12 protein-coding genes are annotated in these 16964 nt (G+C 69.7%); 8 read left to right on the forward strand and 4 right to left on the reverse strand.

Annotation, left to right across the window (positions count from 1 at the left end; all coding sequences use genetic code 11):
- Positions 1-681: 681 nt before the first annotated feature.
- The gene (locus tag ACFPZN_RS31380; RefSeq protein ID WP_378285884.1) at positions 682-1470 is read right to left on the reverse strand and encodes an SGNH/GDSL hydrolase family protein; all 789 of its coding nucleotides are present in this window, start codon (positions 1468-1470) and stop codon (positions 682-684) included.
- 614 nt (positions 1471-2084) lie between these two features.
- Between ACFPZN_RS31380 and ACFPZN_RS31385 the strand changes: the two genes are divergently transcribed.
- Positions 2085-2492 (forward strand): hypothetical protein, encoded by a 408-nt coding sequence (locus tag ACFPZN_RS31385; RefSeq protein WP_378285885.1) that lies wholly within the window; start codon positions 2085-2087, stop codon positions 2490-2492.
- Positions 2493-3139: 647 nt separating this feature from the next.
- Positions 3140-3931, forward strand: coding sequence for an AfsR/SARP family transcriptional regulator (locus ACFPZN_RS31390; RefSeq protein ID WP_378285886.1), 792 nt, complete (start codon positions 3140-3142; stop codon positions 3929-3931).
- A gap of 81 nt (positions 3932-4012) precedes the next feature.
- Here the strand turns inward: ACFPZN_RS31390 and ACFPZN_RS31395 are convergent, their stop codons facing one another.
- From ACFPZN_RS31395 to ACFPZN_RS31405, 3 genes are read right to left on the reverse strand one after another with little or no spacing between them, the layout of a single operon-like run.
- Positions 4013-4741, reverse strand: coding sequence for a sulfotransferase-like domain-containing protein (locus ACFPZN_RS31395; RefSeq protein ID WP_378285887.1), 729 nt, complete (start codon positions 4739-4741; stop codon positions 4013-4015).
- Entirely contained in the window at positions 4738-5721 is a 984-nt protein-coding gene (locus ACFPZN_RS31400; protein WP_378285888.1) for an aldo/keto reductase, read from the reverse strand. Before ACFPZN_RS31400 ends, ACFPZN_RS31395 begins: the two co-directional genes overlap by 4 nt.
- An 18-nt stretch (positions 5722-5739) precedes the next feature.
- Positions 5740-6900 carry an argininosuccinate synthase domain-containing protein gene (locus tag ACFPZN_RS31405; protein ID WP_378285889.1) on the reverse strand — a complete coding sequence of 387 codons (1161 nt, stop codon included), beginning with the start codon at positions 6898-6900 and terminating at the stop codon, positions 5740-5742.
- A gap of 561 nt (positions 6901-7461) precedes the next feature.
- Here ACFPZN_RS31405 and ACFPZN_RS31410 point away from each other — a divergent pair.
- Genes ACFPZN_RS31410 through ACFPZN_RS31435 form a run of 6 tightly spaced genes read left to right on the forward strand, consistent with a single transcriptional unit; the run spans position 7462 to position 16879 of the window.
- Positions 7462-10488, forward strand: a complete 3027-nt coding sequence (locus ACFPZN_RS31410; RefSeq protein ID WP_378285890.1) for a non-ribosomal peptide synthetase — start codon at positions 7462-7464, stop codon at positions 10486-10488.
- A gap of 5 nt (positions 10489-10493) precedes the next feature.
- Positions 10494-10670: an MbtH family protein gene (locus ACFPZN_RS31415; protein ID WP_378285891.1), complete on the forward strand. Its 177-nt coding sequence runs from the start codon at positions 10494-10496 to the stop codon at positions 10668-10670.
- A 17-nt stretch (positions 10671-10687) separates the two neighbouring features.
- A complete protein-coding gene (locus ACFPZN_RS31420) occupies positions 10688-13981 on the forward strand; it encodes a non-ribosomal peptide synthetase (protein WP_378285893.1) in 3294 nt (1097 codons plus the stop codon).
- Complete coding sequence (locus ACFPZN_RS31425; protein WP_378285894.1) at positions 13981-14811, forward strand: thioesterase domain-containing protein; 831 nt, start codon at positions 13981-13983, stop codon at positions 14809-14811. The genes ACFPZN_RS31420 and ACFPZN_RS31425 overlap by 1 nt, the downstream gene beginning before the upstream one ends.
- A complete protein-coding gene (locus ACFPZN_RS31430; protein ID WP_378285895.1) occupies positions 14808-15944 on the forward strand; it encodes an acyl-CoA dehydrogenase family protein in 1137 nt (378 codons plus the stop codon). The genes ACFPZN_RS31425 and ACFPZN_RS31430 overlap by 4 nt, the downstream gene beginning before the upstream one ends.
- A complete protein-coding gene (locus tag ACFPZN_RS31435) occupies positions 15941-16879 on the forward strand; it encodes an acyl-CoA dehydrogenase family protein (protein ID WP_378285896.1) in 939 nt (312 codons plus the stop codon). The genes ACFPZN_RS31430 and ACFPZN_RS31435 overlap by 4 nt, the downstream gene beginning before the upstream one ends.
- Positions 16880-16964: the final 85 nt, after the last annotated feature.

Here is a 16964-nt window from a genome sequence, read left to right on the forward strand (position 1 = left end):
TTCAGCGGGACGGACGGCGTTGACCGTTCCGGAACGGCATGGACGACGCAGGCGCCTTTCCCGTCCGATCGGTGCTATCCCGATGCCACAGCCCGGGTCGGGCCGGATCGGGTGGCGGAGGGGCTGATCAGGATCGATGAGTTGGCAGTAGCCCCCTGCTTCCAGGGGCTCGGCCTTGGAACGGCGGGCGCTGCTGGAGGTCGACGGCGTTTTCCGGCAAGGCCAGGAATTGGCTGCTGACCTCGACCCGATCGCCGCACACCGTGCCGTCCGTCAGCCGGGTCACCACCGGCGCGTCCCTGCCTCGTCGCCGCGCCGGACCCCGCAGGCGAACTTGCCTAACGCCTGGCTCCGCGTCATCGATCGCGCTCGGATCCGTTGGGGAAGCGTCAGCGGGCGTCGGCGGTGAGCAGGGTCAGGATGTGGGCCGGCACCGCCTCGCCGCCGGTCCGGTCACGGCTCACCAGCTGCAGCGCGACACCGGTCGGTGGCGATGACGGCCGTCAGGGCCCAGCCGTCGCCTGCTCCACCACCGTGCCCGCGCTGATCCCGGCCTCCGCGCTCACCAGATTCGCCAATGCGCTATTCAACCCGGCGGCACGCGCCCGCCCATGCCCATGCCCCGACAACACACCAGCCATCACGGCGCGTAGCGCTACGCACGCATTTTGTTATGTCCTCTTAATGGAGTCTTTCTCCAAGCAGGTCGGCGACCGCCGCCATGCCTGCCGCGTTCGGATGGAACGACCCGGCGGTCTCCATCAAGTCCGGTGCGAAGGACGCGACCCATGGTTCGGCCGTACCCAATGCGTGATCGCGACTGGCCTGCGACACCGCGACCAGCTCTGCCCCGGTCCGGTCGGCCGCCGCCGTGTACGCCGCCTCCAACGCCGACTGGATCACCCGGAATGCCTCGATCTCCCCCGGCTCGAACGGCACCTCATCGCTTGGCGCCGTGTCGCCGCCGATCACGGTCAGATAGTCGACCAGCAGCACCCGCGCCCGTGGCGCGCGAACACGGACCCGCTCGACGATCTGCGCCAGCCCCGCCGCCGTCCGCTCCACATCGTCCGCCGTCGGCACCGGAATACCGTCCGCGAAACCGGCGGCCATCATTGTCGTGAACGGGCCGTCCGGCTGAACGCGCTGCCACGCCGTGAACAGCATCGACCCTGCATAGTTCAGGTCGTTGCCGCCGGCGGTGACCGTGACGAGATCCACCGACTCCGGCACTGACCACAGCTGGGGCGGATACTCCGCACCCGTTATGGTCACCTGCGACTGGTCCAGAATCGTCGCCGTGCTCGCGCCGGATGTGGTCAGATCGGTCAGCTCCGCGCCGAGACGCCCTGCCAGTAGATGCGGATAGTTCCTGCCCGACCGCATGGCGTTGGGGTCCACAACCGGAGCGATGGCCGGGCCGGCGGCGAACGAACTGCCGAGAGCGGCGTAACGCAATGGGACGTTCATGCGTGGATCTTTCCACCTGCCCCCGTCTGGGGGAGACGATCTTGAAGCGCACTCACGCGGGGTGGGGTGGCCCGAGTCCGCTGGGCAGTTTGGGGAGCTGAAAGAAGTAGTTGCCGTCAGGCGTCGCTGCAGAGCGGTGGAAGCGCCCGGTCGCCGCGTGCCCTCTCACGCCCTCCACGTGCGCGATCAGAAGCCAAGTCTGCTCGACATGGCCGCCCGGTTCGTCATCACCACCGGCAAGGAGAGGGGATGGCACTCCTCACCCGCAACCGTCATGCGCATGCTCCAGGACCACGACGAACAAACCGTCCGCCCAGATCGTGGGTTCAGGACACCGAGATCATTCTCAGTGGCAACGGCTGTCCGCAGGTTCCTTGTGACGCCGCGCGCTGAGCAAGTAGGCGGACGTGAAGAACTCTGTGATCGATCGCTTTAGCTGTGGTCCGACGACGCCGGCTGCTCCTCACGTACGCCGCCGCCCGGGCGGCTCCGGGTCGCCGGGGCGCTGTACTTCATCAGCTGGTGGCAGAGTGTGAGCTTCGGCGAATGGCCCGGGCGGCTCCAACGCCTGGTACGCGGCGATCACCCGCCTGGCCGGAACCGACTGGCAACCGGTGAAGACGCTGTGCTCAGTCCCCGATGCTGACCGTCGCGGGACAGGATCTAGCCCGGCGCTGCGGATCGGCCTCGCCATGGTGATGGTCTTCGCGGCGGAAACCGCTCAGCCCCTCCGCTGGGCGGGGGAGTGCGACCTGGCCCTGACATGCACCAGCTTCGTCGACACCCGGCACGCCGTGATCCTCCTCGTGCAGGGCGTCGTGGCCCCGGTGGACCCGCACGGCGACAACTGGCTCGCGATCCGCGTCCTCGCCGCTGGGCCTGACTGGGAGAGCGTGACGCAACGCGGCGCGACACCGCACGAATGTGGTCGCAGCCTGCGTGAAATCGACCGGACCGCCGAGGGATGCAATGGGTTCACTGTCTATTCGTCGCGTTTTAAAGGAGTCGTTCATCTTGTTTAGGTCGTCGGTTCCGTGCATCGAGCCTGCCGAATCTCAGAGGGAGGTGGGCAAAATAGGCATTCGTCTTGCGGGTGTGCGGTGCGTGACGCGGTAATTGCGGACGGTTGCGAAACTCGGGATCACCTGCGGCGTGGGCCTGGCGTGCAGACATCACCCTAGGTGAAAACTGAATGATCACTTTTGGAAGGTGAGTCACTGCGTCACGGTGATCTCTCTTGCCATCGTCCAGGACGCCGAGTCGGCTTCTGGGCGGGCCGTCGCTTGGCGGGTGGAAGATCCACTTCTCTTGGAGCAGTCTGACCAGGGGTGATGGCACAAGGAAAGGCATGGGGGAGTCGGTCTAGGTGAATCAAGTTGACATCATGTTGACCAACAAGTTTGGGTCGTTCATGGCTGGGGAGTGTTCCCGTGATTTTCGGGAGATGGAGGCGCGTAGCGTCGCCGATACTTCCGTTGTAACTCTCTGTCGTTTGAGGTCTCGACGGAAGGTCGCACGGATGACTGTGCGTGTCGGATCGACGAATTCGGCCGCATCGCCCAGCGGCGGGACTCCCTCCTCGTCGACGGAGTACGGATCGCCGCGGAGCCTGGGGCTGTGCCGCCATCGACGACTGCCGGTCGAGGTCGCGGGGTGACATCGTGGACTCATGGAGGGTGAGGTGAAGATGCAGTTTCGCATTCTCGGGGTGATGGAGGTGTGGAATGGAGAGCGCGCCATCCGGCTGTCACCCCACATGCGTGACCTGCTGGCCGTTCTGCTGTGCACACCGAATGTCGTCGTACCGGCCGATCGCCTGATCGAGGAGCTGTGGGGAGGGCGTCCTCCCCGGACCGCCGGCAAAGTCCTGCAGGTCAAGATTCACAGTCTGCGCCGTAGGCTGGACGGAATACGGCGGATCGAACACCGCCCGCCGGGTTACGTCCTCGCCGTGAATTCCGGAGAACTGGACGCGCTCCACTTCAAGGAGCTCGTGGAGCATGGGCGCGCGAAGGTCAGCGCCGGGCATGCCGCGGAAGGCGCCGAGAAGTTCCGAAAGGCGCTGACCCTGTGGCAAAGTGCGGCGTATGTAGGTCAAGAACATCTGCCGACCCCGCGCGACGAGTCCGCGCGGCTGACCGAGCAGCGTCTGGCGGTCGTGGAAGAGCTGATGCAGGTCGAGCTGGCCCGGGGCTGCCATGCGGACATCATCGGCGACCTCTACAGGTTCGTCGCCGAAAACCCCTTCCGGGAGCGGCTGCGGGCCCAGCTCATGCTCGCGCTTTACCAGCTGGGCCGCAAGGCCGAAGCGCTCGAGGTCTATCGAACAGGCCGCCGTGTTCTTGTCGAGGAATTGGGCCTGGACGTGGGCCCGGAGCTTCGCGAGCTGGAACAGGCGATTCTCGTCAACGATCCTGCGTTGGATCCTCCGGCCACCATACTCACCCGACTAGCCCCCTAGATGCGCCTGGGGGACTAGCGGGACGCATGGCCTTCTGCCTCAGCCGCCGCGCGAGCGAAGGCACGGAGGTGAACGCGGCCACTAGCCGGCGAGGCGGTGGCGGGCGAGGGCGTCGTGGAATGGTCGGTGGTGCTCGGCGACGCGGCGCAGGTGTTCGTTGGTGTCGGGCGTTTCGCGTTGCTTGGGAGGTGCCTTGGCCACCAGCCCGCTGCTCTCGGCGACCTCCGAGTGCCACGCGGCCTTGCGCTGCCAGTTCGTTCGTTCACCGGGATCCCAGCGCATCGCCTCGGGCATGAATTCGAGCCCGACCCGCTCACAATAAGCCCGGACCGTCGCCTCCGGATCGGCCACGAGATCGTCGCCGTCGACCACCAGGGGGACCTCGCCGGTGGTCGTTCGCACGGCCTCGAAGATGGTGTGCAGGTATTCGAATCCGTACTCGTCCAGGGTGGCCTTGGGGTTCATCGCGTAGTGCGACGATATCGCGCCCGCCGGCTCCCGGATCATGAACGTGTTGACGACGTCGCCGAACAGGCGCTCGTCCTCGAGCAGCGGCGTGTAGTCGTAGTCGGAGGTGTCCTTGACGAACACCCGGCGCTTGTTGGCGTTGACCTCGAACATCACGTCGAGCAATTCGGTCGTCGACGTGACCCGCCTGCCCGCCACATCGAAGTGGCCGTCCATCTGCAGGTACGAGAACGGTTCGTGGACGACCTCGAGATCGCCGCGCTCCAGCATGATGCGCAGGAACGCCGTCGACCGCGATCGGGGCACGGCCCACAACACGATGGGCTTCGGCGCGGCGCTCATTGCGACCACGCGGTGGGTTGGCGGTCCCAGCGGTGTTCGCGCAACCGCGCCATCAGTTCTTCGCTCAGAGGTTCGGCGTCGCTGGTGGCGATGTTGGCACGGACATGGGCGACCTTGCTCATGCCGGGGATGACCGTGGCGACGTCAGGGTTCTGAAGGATGAAGCGCAGCGCGAGTTCGGGCATGGTCATTCCTTCGGGTACGATCCGCGCCAGTCGTTCGGCGTGCTCCACGCTCGCGGCGAGGTTCTCCGGCACGAAGTAGGAGTTGCGCCAGTCGCCTTCGGGCCAGCGGGTGTCACGGGTGAGGGTGCCGGTGAGCGTGCCTTCGTCGAAGGGAACCCGTGCGATCACCGCGATGTCCAGTTCTCGGCAGGCCGGGAACAGTTCGTCTTCGGGGGCCTGGTCGAAGATGTTGTAGATGACCTGGACCGTGTCGATCAGGCCGGTGTTCAGGGTTTGCAGGACGTTCCAGGGCTCCCAGCGATTGACGCTGATGCCGACCCCCTTGATCAGCCCGCGTTCCTTCATCTCGATGATGGGGTCCTGCCAGGCCTTGTCGTCCGCCCAGGCGTCCTCCCAGACATGGAACTGGAACAGGTCGACGCATGGCACGTCGAGCCCCTTGAGGCTGCGGTGCAGGTATTCCCAGAGATGATCCGGCGGGTATACGTCAGACAGTTCGGAGTCGCGGGTGGAGGGCCACTTGAGGTCTTTGGGCGGGGGCTTGGTCGCGATGTACGGCCGGTGTTCCGGGTGCCTTCTGAGCAGATGACCGAGCATCTCTTCGCTGTGCCCGCGGCCGTAGATCCAGGCGGTGTCGAAGAAGGTGCACCCGAGCCGCACCGCCTCGTCGAGCGCATGGTTGCCGGCCTCGTCCTCGGCTCCTGACCATCCGCCCTCGCCGCCGGCTATGCCCCACATGCCGTGGCCGATCTCGCTGACCGTCCAGTCCAACCGGCCGAATCGACGCTCGCGCATCGCTGTCTCCTTCCATGCCTAAACGGCGGCCATCCGGCTCCAGCGGTTGCCGCCCGAGCCGAACCGGGTCTGCTGGGGCACGCGGGCGACGACCTTCATCCGATCGACCCGGGCGATGCCCCGGTGGACGGACAGGGTCACCTTGCCGTCGAGCTCGCCGACGAGCCGGTCGATCGCGTCCCGCGCCGCGTGCGCTGCCGGCTCGAGCCAGCGCGCCTCGTACATCGCGTCGCCCAGGGTCGAGGCCAGCCGATCGTAGAGATCGCGCCCCGCGGGGTCGAGGCCGGCCTGCAGGACGCGGGTCCACGCGCGGTCCAGCAGCTCCAGGCCGGGCGCCTCGTAGATGCCCCGGCAGACCGTGCCGATGATGCGGCGCTCGACCACATCGCGCAGCCAGATGCCGTGCCTCGCACCGACCTGGTTGGCCCGCGCCATCCACTCGACCGGGTCGGGCCCGCTGCCGTCGACGTCGGCGACCCGTCCGTCGCGGAAGACGACGGTGACGGTCTCGGGCTCGTCCGGGGTCTGCCCGGGCCATCTGCTCCACCGCGGATCGAGCCGGGTGACCGGCGTTTCGAGGTCTTCCAGCTCGGCCGACTCGTGCGAGATCCCGGCGAGGTTGGCGTCGGTGGACCGCTCGGCGCCGCTGCCCGGGTCGAGATCCAGCCCGTGCTCGACGACGGCCTCGAGCATGGTCCGGCGATCGGGGAACCGCTCGAGCGCCTGCGGGTCCGTCCACGGCTCGATGATGGGCAGCTCCGGGGCGATCTGGGCGCCGTAGCGCGCGAAGCGGCGCTGGTCGTTGCCCCCGCCGACACAGCCGTGGGCGAACCGCCGGCATCCGTCGGCCCGCATCAGCGGCGTGACCTCGCTGACGAGCACGAAGCGCGCGGCACCGGTGGTGTTCCAGTAGCCGCCGTCGTGACGGGCGCGATACCGGAGCAGATCCGACGCCACCGCGGCCATGGACGATCTCAGGTCGATCACGGAGACCTCGTCGCCGAATCTTCGCAACGAAGCGGCGAGCGCGTCCATCTCCGCGCGGTCCGACTGGCCGATGTCGGCTATGTAATGCCTGGCCGGGGCGGGCAGTTCATGAAGCCAGACTCCGACGGCCAGGGAGGAAAGCCCGCCCGACTGGAGGAGTCCGATGCGTTCGTCATTCTTGGAAGGCCCCACGAATTCTCCCTGCGCTGTCGGGCGGGCGCGATCCGGCACTCAGTGAACCCTGAGCTCCTGTCTGAACGATCACGGGGCCGAGCGTGGCAAAACGCGGTTTCTGCGCGGTTCTCAGGCGGTTCTCAGGTGGTTCTCGCGGCAAGAACTGCATGAGAACCACCTGAGAACCAGCCGGAAACCGCGCTCCGGCAGGCTCGTCCCCATGGCCATCCCACGTCCTGTTCGACCGGAAGACGGGATGAAGAAGGTTCACTCACCGGAGCCTGACCATTCTGTGTGAGCCGCGCCTGCCCATCCACGGCCGTCACACGCGGCGCACACTTCTTCGACGCCCTCGTCATGCTTGCGGAAGGTCGGCCCTGGCTACCTGACACTCACCGACCTGACTAGTGATCTGCCCCGCACAAGGCAGCTCTTGCCAGTCGAGACCACGGGAGCACGATGCGAAGCCATCAGCAGGCGCACCTGAGCGAACCTGCCCGAAGCGCCATTCAACTGTCCCTTGGGCCGCGGCATGCGTTCCCCCGGAACAGCACGGTCCTCGACCTGTTCTGCGAGCAGGTGAAGAACGCGCCGGACCGTCCCGCCATCCGCTATCGGGACACCACGATGAGCTATGCCGACCTCGATGCCGCGGCCGACTCGACGGCCCATCAGCTGATCGGCAGCGGTGTGTCGACGCGGCAGTTGATACCCGTGCTGATAGCGGACGGGCCCGAATTTCCGGCGGCGCTGTTCGGGGTGATGAAGACGGGCTCGGCGTTCGTTCCGCTGGATCCCGCCTGGCCGGCGGAACGCCTCAAGACGGTGGTGTCCGAGCTGGCGCCGTCCGCCGTCGTGGCGTCCCCGGCGACCGCGGACGCCATCGCCGACCTGGGATTGGCCCTCCCCACGGTCATCGTCGACTGCGCGGAGCCGCCGCACGATCCGGCCGGCCCGACGCCTCCGCCGGCCGACCGCAGGCCGGCACCCCAGGACCTGATCTACGGCTTCTACACCTCGGGCTCGACCGGCACGCCCAAGTGCGCGCTCAACGACCACCGCGGCCTGGTCAACAGGCTGACCACGATGTCGCGCCGGTTCGGCGACGGAGCCGATCACGTGACGTTGCAGAACAGCCGGTCCACGTTCGACTCCTCGATGTGGCAGGTGCTGTGGCCGCTGGTGTCGGGCGGGCAGGTCGTGCTGCCGCACCGCGACGGGATCCTCGACCTCGAGGAGACCGCGATGACCATCGGCCGCCACGGAGTCACGATCACCGACTTCGTGCCGTCCGTGCTCGCGGTGTTCGTCACGCTGCTGGAGGTGCGCGAGGACCTGCGCGAGGCGACGTCGAGCCTGCGGCGCATGCTGATCGGCGGGGAGGCGTCCGGTCCCGGCGTGGTGCACCGGCTGCGCGCGCTGCTGCCCGAGCTCAAGGTCACCAACACCTTCGGGCCGACGGAGTGTTCGATCGGGTCGGTGTTCCACGAGGTCACCGACGCCGACGTCGACCGGATCCCGATCGGGCGCGCCATCGACAACACCGCCGCGATCGTGCTCGACGACGACCTCAAGCCCGCCCCGATGAACGCGACCGGCGAGGTGTACCTCGGCGGGGAGTGCATTGGAGCGGGCTATCTCAACGATCCCGAGCGCACCGCGCAGGTGTTCGTGGCCAATCCCTTCCCCCAGATCCCGGGCGGCTGGCTCTACCGGACGGGCGATCTGGCGCGGGTCGGCGATGACGGGCTGCTGTACTTCATGGGCCGGCGCGACGAGCAGGTCAAGCTCGGCGGGGTGCGGGTGGAGCTCGGCGATGTCGAGTCCGCCCTGGCCGACCATGCGCTGGTGGGCAGCGCGATGGCGGTCGTGCTCGGTGAGGGGCCCGAGTCAACGCTGGTCGCGTGCGTCACGCCGCGATCGGCGGGCAACGCGCCGTCGGTGGAGCTGCTGCGCATGTACGCGGCGGAGAAGCTGCCGGCGGAGCAGGTCCCGCATCAGATCGTGGTGCTCGACGCGCTCCCGCTCAACCGGAACGGCAAGGCCGACCGCAGGGCGCTGGCCGCGCTCATCGCGGCCGAGACGGCGCGGCAGGCGGGCCCGGCAGAGCGGATCGAGCCGCCCGCCAACCCGATGGAGGAGCTGGTCTGTTCGGCGTGGCGGGAGGTGCTGGGACGGGAGCTGGTCTCGGTGTCCGTGCCGTTCTCCGACTACGGGGGCACATCGCTGATCGCCTACCGGCTCACGGCCGCGGTCGGCCACCGTCTGGGAAGGCCGGTGCGGCCCAGGGATCTGCTCGTCGCGCCGACCGTGCGCGAACAGGCGGAACGGCTGTCCAAGGGCGTTGACGACGACAGCGCCGAACTGGCCTACATCAAGCACGACCTGGCGTGGCGTCCGCCGCAGACGCTGCTGCTCACCGGCGCGACCGGGTTCGTCGGGGCGCACATCCTCGCCGAGTTGCTGGTGAACTCCCATGCCGGGCTGATCTGCCTGGTGCGGTGCGCCGACGCTCCTGACGGGGCCCGGCGGCTGACCGAGGTCCTGGAGCGGTACCAGTTGACGTCCGCCTGGCAGATGCTGCCCATGGCGCTGAAGACCGGACGGGTCGAGGTGCTCCCCGGAGACCTGGGCAGCGATCTGCTGGGCCTGTCGGAGCGGCGGTTCGACACGATCGCCTCGACCGTGTCCGGTGTCGTCAACGCCGCGGGCGCGGTGAACTTCCTGTCGGGCTATCTGGACCACCGCCCCGCCAATGTGATCGGCGTGCAGCAGCTCATCAAGCTCGCTTCGGGCGGCGCCCGCGTGCACACCCTGTCGACCCTGAGCATCTTCCCGCCCGCCGGGCCGGCCGCCCAGCGCATCGCCGAGGACCAGATCCCGGAGACGGACGGGGTCGCCGCGGACGGCTACAACAGATCCAAGTACGTCGCCGAAAGCCTGCTGGCCGACGCGCAGCGGCAGGGCGTCAGCTCGGTGGTGCACCGCCTCGGCGAGGTCTGGCCGCACCGGGAGACCGGCGTGGCCAACCCGGATTCGCTGGCCCACAACCTGCTGTACGCGTGCGCGCGTACCGGATGCGTGTTCCCGACCGCGGCCGAGACCGACGTGACGCCGGTGGACGCGGTCAGCCAGTTCGTGGCGGGCGCCGCGATCGGCGACATCGAGGTGCCCGACGGCCCGATGCACGTGCTGTGGCCCGCGAGGCTGCGCTTCGCCGAGGCCTTCGACGTGCTCGCGGACCGGTGCGGACTCGAGCGGGTCGGCTACGCCCAGTTTCGCGACCGCCTGGGGGCCGTCGCCGAATCCGGCGCGAGGCTCGCCGGGGCCGACGAAGAGGGCGCCGAGCCCGACGAAGGGGGCGCCGAGACCGACGCGAGGCTCGCCGGGCTGTGCCTGATGCTGCCGCCCCCGTCCGGCGGCGGCGACGCGGCTCCGGCCGAGTTCGACCACATGTTCACCGACAGCTCCCGGCATTTCGACACCCAGCGGTTCAGCCGGCACGCGGTCTCGCTGGCGCGGCCGGCGACGGACGGGCTCAAGACGCTCGATCGCTACCTCGGCGAGCTGGCCGACATTCCCGCCCTGGCGGCACAGGAAAGGTGAGAGCCATGGAAGAGACGTTCGTCGTGGTGATCAACCATGAGGAGCAGTATTCGATCTGGCCCGCGGGCCGGGAGATCCCGGCCGGCTGGCGCGAGGCCGGCGTCGCGGGCGGCCGGGGCGACTGCCTGGAGCACATCGCCCGGGTGTGGACCGACCTGCGCCCGCTGAGCGTGCGACGGTGAAGGAGGAGACGGAGATCATGACCTCACCCAAGACCGGGGACGTCGCCGAGATCAGGCGCGCCCTGCTGGAGATGAAGGTCCGCCAGCGCGTGGCGGAGAAGGCCGATCGGGAGCGGATCGTCGCCGTCCCGCGCACGGGCAAGATGGCGATCGCCGAGCAGCAGCGGTTCCTGTGGTTCCTGCACCAGATGGTCGGCGGGGCACCGGTCTACAACGTGCCGTTCGCGATGCGGCTGCGCGGGCCGCTCGACGTGGCCGCCCTCTCCGAGGCGTTGCGCGGGATCGTCGCGCGGCACGAGAGCCTGCGCACCCGGTTCGGCGACGAGCACGGCGTGCCCTTCCAGGCCGTCGACCCGGTGCCCGAGACGTGGGAACTGCCCGTGACCGACGGGACGGAGGAGTCGGTTCAGGACTGGATCGACGGGCAGGTGCGCGAGGAGTTCGACCTGCGCAACGGCCCGCCCCACAGGTTCGCCCTGCTGCGCCTGGGCCCCGAGGACCACGTGCTGTCCATCGTCTGGCACCACATCGTCATCGACGGATGGTCGTCGCGCCAGTTCGCCGAGGAACTGACGGCCCGCTACACCGATCCGAGCGGCGCGGAGTTCCCCCCGGTGGACCTCCAGCCGGCCGACTACGCGGCGTGGCAACGGCTCTGGATGCTCAGCGAGGAACCGGCCAAGCAGATCGACTACTGGCGCTCCGCGCTGGACGGGATGGAGTCGCTGGAACTGCGCGGCGACCGGCAGCGCCCGTCGGCGCCCACCGGGGCCGGGCGCATCTACGAGACCCGCCTGCCCGACGATCTCGCACGGGGGATCCGTGATCTGGCCCAGGCCGAGGGCGTTTCCCTGCTCGCCCTGACGATGGCCGGGTACCAGGTCGTGCTGAACCGCTACACCGGCCAGGACGACATCGCGCTCGGGTCCGTCCTGTCGGGGCGGACGCGCTCGGAGACCGAACCCATGATGGGGTTCTTCGCCAACACGGTGGTGGTCCGCGGCAGCCTCGAGGGCGATCCCGGCTTCCGTGACCTGGCGCACGCCACCAACACCACCATCCTGGAGTCGATGGCCCGCCAGGACGTGCCGTTCGGCCGCCTGGTGAAGGAGCTGGAGCCCGAGCGGCTGTCCGGGCGCAATCCGCTGGTCGCGCACCTGTTCACGCTGCTGCCGGAGCCGATGATCGCGCGCTGGCGCCTGCCCGGCGTGGACGTCGAGATGCTGACACCGCAGCCGGAGACGACCCGGTTCGACCTCACCTTCCAGATCAACGACCTGCCGGACGGCGGCCTGGGCGTATGGATCGAGTACTCCTCCGAGCTGTTCGACCACGAGCGGGTCGAGGGGCTGGTCGGGCACTTCACCACGGTCATGGCCGACGCGCTGTCCAGGCCGGACGCCCGGGTGGACACGCTGGACATCATGCCCAGCAGCGAATACCTGCGCGTGCTCACCGAGTGGAATCCCGTGCCCGGCGAACGCGACGAGCGTCTGCTGCACGAGCTGTTCGCGGCGCGCGTGGCCGAGGCGCCCGACGCGGTCGCCATGCGCTTCGCGGGGGAGGACCTGACCTACGCGCAGCTGGACGAGCGGTCCAGCCGCCTGGCGCACGCGCTCGTCGACGACTTCAAGGTGGGGCCCGGGCGCGTGGTCGCGGTCCTGCTCGAGCGCGGCTTCGACCTGCCGGCCGCCGAACTCGGCGTGCTCAAGGCGGGTGGGGCGTGGCTGCCGCTCGACCCGCAGTATCCGCCGGAGCGGCTGGCCTACCAGCTCGGTGACGCCGATGTGGCGGCGGTGGTGACGACGTCGGATCTCGCCGACCGCGTGCCCGCGGAGGTGGGGCGGATCCTGCTGGACACCGACGCGCTCGACGGGCGGCCTCTTTCGCCGCCTGCGGTACGCGTGGCGCAGGAGGACACGGCTTACGTCATCTACACGTCGGGCTCGACCGGCACCCCCAAGGGGGTCATGGTCCCGCACCGGGCCGCCGTGAACTTCTGCACCACCTTCCAGCAGATGTTCTCGGTGACCCCGGACGACCGGATCCTGCAGTTCTCCAACCCCGCCTTCGACGTGAGCGTGTCGGACGTGTTCTCGACGCTGACCGCCGGCGCGACCATCGTGGGCGCGCCCCGCACGGAGCTGCTCGATCCCGACAAGCTCCAGGCGCTGCTGGCCGAGGAGCGGGTGACGCTGGTGGACATCCCGCCCGCGGTGCTCGGGCTGCTCGATCCGTCCACCGTGGACGATCTGCGGGTGTGCTTCATCGGCATGGAGCCGTTCGGCCCCGACCTGGTCAACCGGTGGCGCAAGCCGGGCCGCGAGTTCCACAACGGGTACGGGCCCACCGAGGTCACCGTCACGTGCGTCGACTACCTGTGCCCCCCGGAGCCGCTGGACGGCCCGCCGCCGATCGGCCGGGCGATGGCCAACCAGCGCGCCTACGTCCTGGACAAGGGGCTGCGGCCGGTGCCGGTCGGCGTGCCCGGGGAACTGTTCATGGCGGGCGCCGGTCTGGCCGTCGGCTACCTCGGCCGGCCCGACCAGACCGCCGAGAAGTTCCTGCCCGACCCGTTCGCCCTCACGCCGGGCGAGCGCATGTACGCCACCGGCGATCTGGTGCGCTGGAACGCCGACGGCCAGCTGGAGTTCCTGGGCCGCGTCGACCGCCAGGTGAAGCTGCGCGGGCTGCGCGTGGAGCTCGGCGAGATCGAGCACGCCATCGAGGGGTTCGACGGCGTCCGGCAGAGCGTCGTGACCGTGCGCGACCCGGACACGGCGTCGGCCTGGCTGGCCGCCTTCGTGGTCGGCGAGTTCGAGCCGGACGCGCTGCGCGAGCACCTGACCCGGCGGCTGCCCCTGCACATGGTGCCCACCGATTACGTGAAGCTGGAGCAGCTCCCGCTGACCTCCACCGGGAAGATCGACCACGCGCGGTTGCCCGACCCGCGTCCCGACGGCGGCGTGGCCCAGGCCGAGCTGACCACCGAGACGCAGCGCCGGCTGGCCGAGATCTGGCAGGGCCTGCTGAGCCTGGACGCCGACAGCGTCGGTGCGCTGGACAACTTCTTCGTCCTCGGCGGCAACTCGCTCCAGGTGACCCAGATGGTCTCGCGCGTGCGCGACGCCTTCCAGGTGACGCTCGACCCGCGGCGGCTGTTCAGCTACCCGGTGCTCAGCCAGTTCGCCGCGCAGATCGACGAGGCGCAGCGTGCGCTGCTGGGGGAGGAGGAGGTGGCGCGGCTGGAGGCCGAGATCGCCGGGCTGGACGAAGAGGAAGTCGATCGGCTGCTGAGGGAGTCGAGCTGATGGACGGCTCGCCCCCGGCCACTCTGGAGGAGAAGCGGCGTGCGCTGCTGCGGCTCCGGCTGCAACGCGAACGGGAGGAGGCCCTCGCACGGCGCAAGGGCGCTCCCTCCGCACGTGAGGGGCGGCTGCCGGGCGCCGATCAGCAGACGGCGTCTCCGATCGTGCCGCTCAGGACCGACGGCACCAAGCCGCCGCTGTTCCTCGTGCACGCCGCCGGCGGATCGGTGGCGCCCTACGTCGCGCTGGCCGCACTGCTGGGGGACGACCAGCCCGTCTACGCGCTGGAGGATCCGGGCCTGCACGGCGGCGCGACGGAGGAGCGGCGGCTGCCCGGCCTCGCCGCCGCCTATCTGGCCGCGGTCCGCGAGGTCCAGCCCGAGGGGCCGCTGCACCTGGGCGGCTGGTCGGTCGGCGGAGCGGTGGCGTTCGAGATGGCGCGCCAGGACGGTGATGCCGCGGTGACGCTGGTGATCGACACCGGAATCCCGGACGCGCCGTACCGTCCCGGCGATGAGGAGCTGCGCGCGCGGTTCGCCGACGACGTCGCGGCGATGGGCGCCGAACCGGGCGAGGCCGAGGTGGCCGAACGGTTCCCGGTGTTCGCCGCGAACGTGCGCGCGCTCCTGATGTTCCAGCCCTCGCCCGTGGACGGCCGGGTGGTGGTGCTGTGCGCCGAGGACTCCGAGCCCGGCAAGCTCGACCGATGGCGTGCCTGCGCCGATGAGATCCACGTGCTGCGGGGCGACCACTACACGATGCTCCGGCCACCGCACATCGAGGCGCTGGCGGACGTGATGCGCGACAGACTGAGCGAGGTGAGCGTGCGATGATCCCGGCTTCCACGCCGGAACAGGCCGGCTTCCGGAAAGAGGTCTGCGCACTGCTGTGCGAAGACGCGGTCCGCGCGGAGATCGCCCAGGCCTGGCGGATGCCGGACGGGCAGGAGAGCGGCCTGCTCGACGTGCACCGGCGGCTGGGCGAGCTCGGCTGGCTCGCGATCAACTGGCCCAAGCGGTACGGCGGAGCCGACGCCACGATCGTGGAGAAGGCGATCCTCACCGAGGAGATGATCCGCCACGGCGTGCCCGACAACGTGCACCTGCTGGGCATCGACATCGTGGGGATGGCCGTCCACCTGTTCGGCACGCAGGAGCAGAAGGAGCGGTTCCTGCCGGGCCTGGCGCGCGGCCAGACCACGGCCAACGTGCTGTTCAGCGAACCGGACGTCGGATCGGACCTGGCGTCGCTGACCACCCGCGCAGAGCCGGACGGCGACGGCTGGCGCCTGTACGGCCGGAAGATCTACAACATGAAGGCGCAGCACAGCGATTTCGCGCTGTGCGCGGCCCGCACGTCGACCGGCCCGGTGAACTTCTTCGGGATCACGCTGTTCCTGGTCCCGCTGCGGAGCCTGGGCGTGGTCATCGAACCGGTGTGGAACCTGTCGGAGGAGCGGTTCGACCTGGTGACGCTCGACGGGATCCGGGTCGGGCCCGAGGACGTCCTCGGCGACGTCGACGACGGGTGGCAGGTGCTGGGCAAGGTGCTTCCGCTGGAGCGCACCGGCCTGGACCATTCCGCCAAGGCGGAGCGCACGCTGGCCGCGCTGCGGGAGCACGCGCCGCCCGGGAGCGAGCAGCGGCTGGCTCAACTGGAGACGCGGGTGCGGGCCGCGCGGCTGCTGGCGTGGCGGTGCGTGGCCAACCTGCATGACGGACGGCCGGACGAGGTCCACTCGGCGACCGCTAAGTGGTACACCTCTGAGACCGCCAAGGAAGTGTCGCTGGCGGCCGTCGAACTGCTCGGGCCGCGGGCGCTGCTGGACGCACGCGACCCCGAGGCGATCGCCGGGGGCGTCTTCGACGCCGCGCTGCGCGAGGCACCGGGGCTCACCCTCGCCCAGGGCTCGTCGGAGATCATGCTCTATTTCGTCGCCACCTCGAAGTTGGGATTGCCGTCATGACCGCAGCCATCGCGGAGTTCTTCGACGAGGATCTGGCGCCGCTGGTGCGGCGGATGGCCGATCGGCCGCGCGCCGGCGGCGGGGACGACGACGACCGTCGCGGGATCCGCGGGATGGTGTGGCAGGGGCTGGTCGGGCTCGGCGCGCTCGACACCGCCGACACCGTGCGGCTCGCCGAGCTGCTCGGGTCGGTCCTGTACCAGGGGCCGCTGCTCGACACGCTCACCGCGCGGGATCTGCTGCCGGACGACGCTGTCGGGGAGGCGCCGGTGGCGCTGGCGGTCGCGGCCGAACCATGGTCCAGCCAGGACGGTGCGATCACCGCCCGGCGGTCCTTCGTCGGGTTCGCGACGGAGGTGGACCACCTTCTCGTGGGCGGCGTCGACACCGCCGGGCTGCGGCTGGCGCTCGTGCCCGCCGACCACCCGTCCATCACGATGCGGCGGCTGGAGGAAACGGGCCGCGGCGAGGCGTACGAGGTGGAGTTCGCGGGCACCCCCGTGACCGCGTGGGCCGACTCCTCCGCCGAGTGGGAGACGGCGCTGGCCGGAGCGCGTGTGCGCCAGGCGGCGTTTCTGGTGGGTCTCGCCCAGGCCGCGCTCGATCACGCCGTCGAGTACGCCAAGACGCGCCGCCAGTTCGGCCAGCCGGTCGGCAAGTTCCAGGGCCTGGCGTTCCGCCTCAGCGAGATGTCGATGCACATCGACGCGACGCGCATGCTGGTGCACGACCCCGACGCGGCCGCGCACGCGGCGGCCGATCTCGCGGCGGCGTCGGACCTGGCCCGCACCGTCACGACGCAGACCATGCAGATCAACGGCGCCGCGGGCATGCGGTCCGACAACGACGCCCAACTGTATTACCGGCGGGCGGCGGTCGAGTCGGTGCGGCTCGGGACGCCCGCCCAACTGCGGCTCGAGCGCCGGGAGACCTAGGGCCTGAAAGTGCCAGGTACCGCGCGGCGGTGCGATGCCGCGCTCGCTCAGGAGCGGGCCTCCAGGCGAGCGGGCCGCCCGGCGG

Source organism: Actinomadura rugatobispora (assembly GCF_042656285.1).
In the GTDB taxonomy this organism is placed as follows: Bacteria; Actinomycetota; Actinomycetes; order Streptosporangiales; family Streptosporangiaceae; genus Spirillospora; species Spirillospora rugatobispora.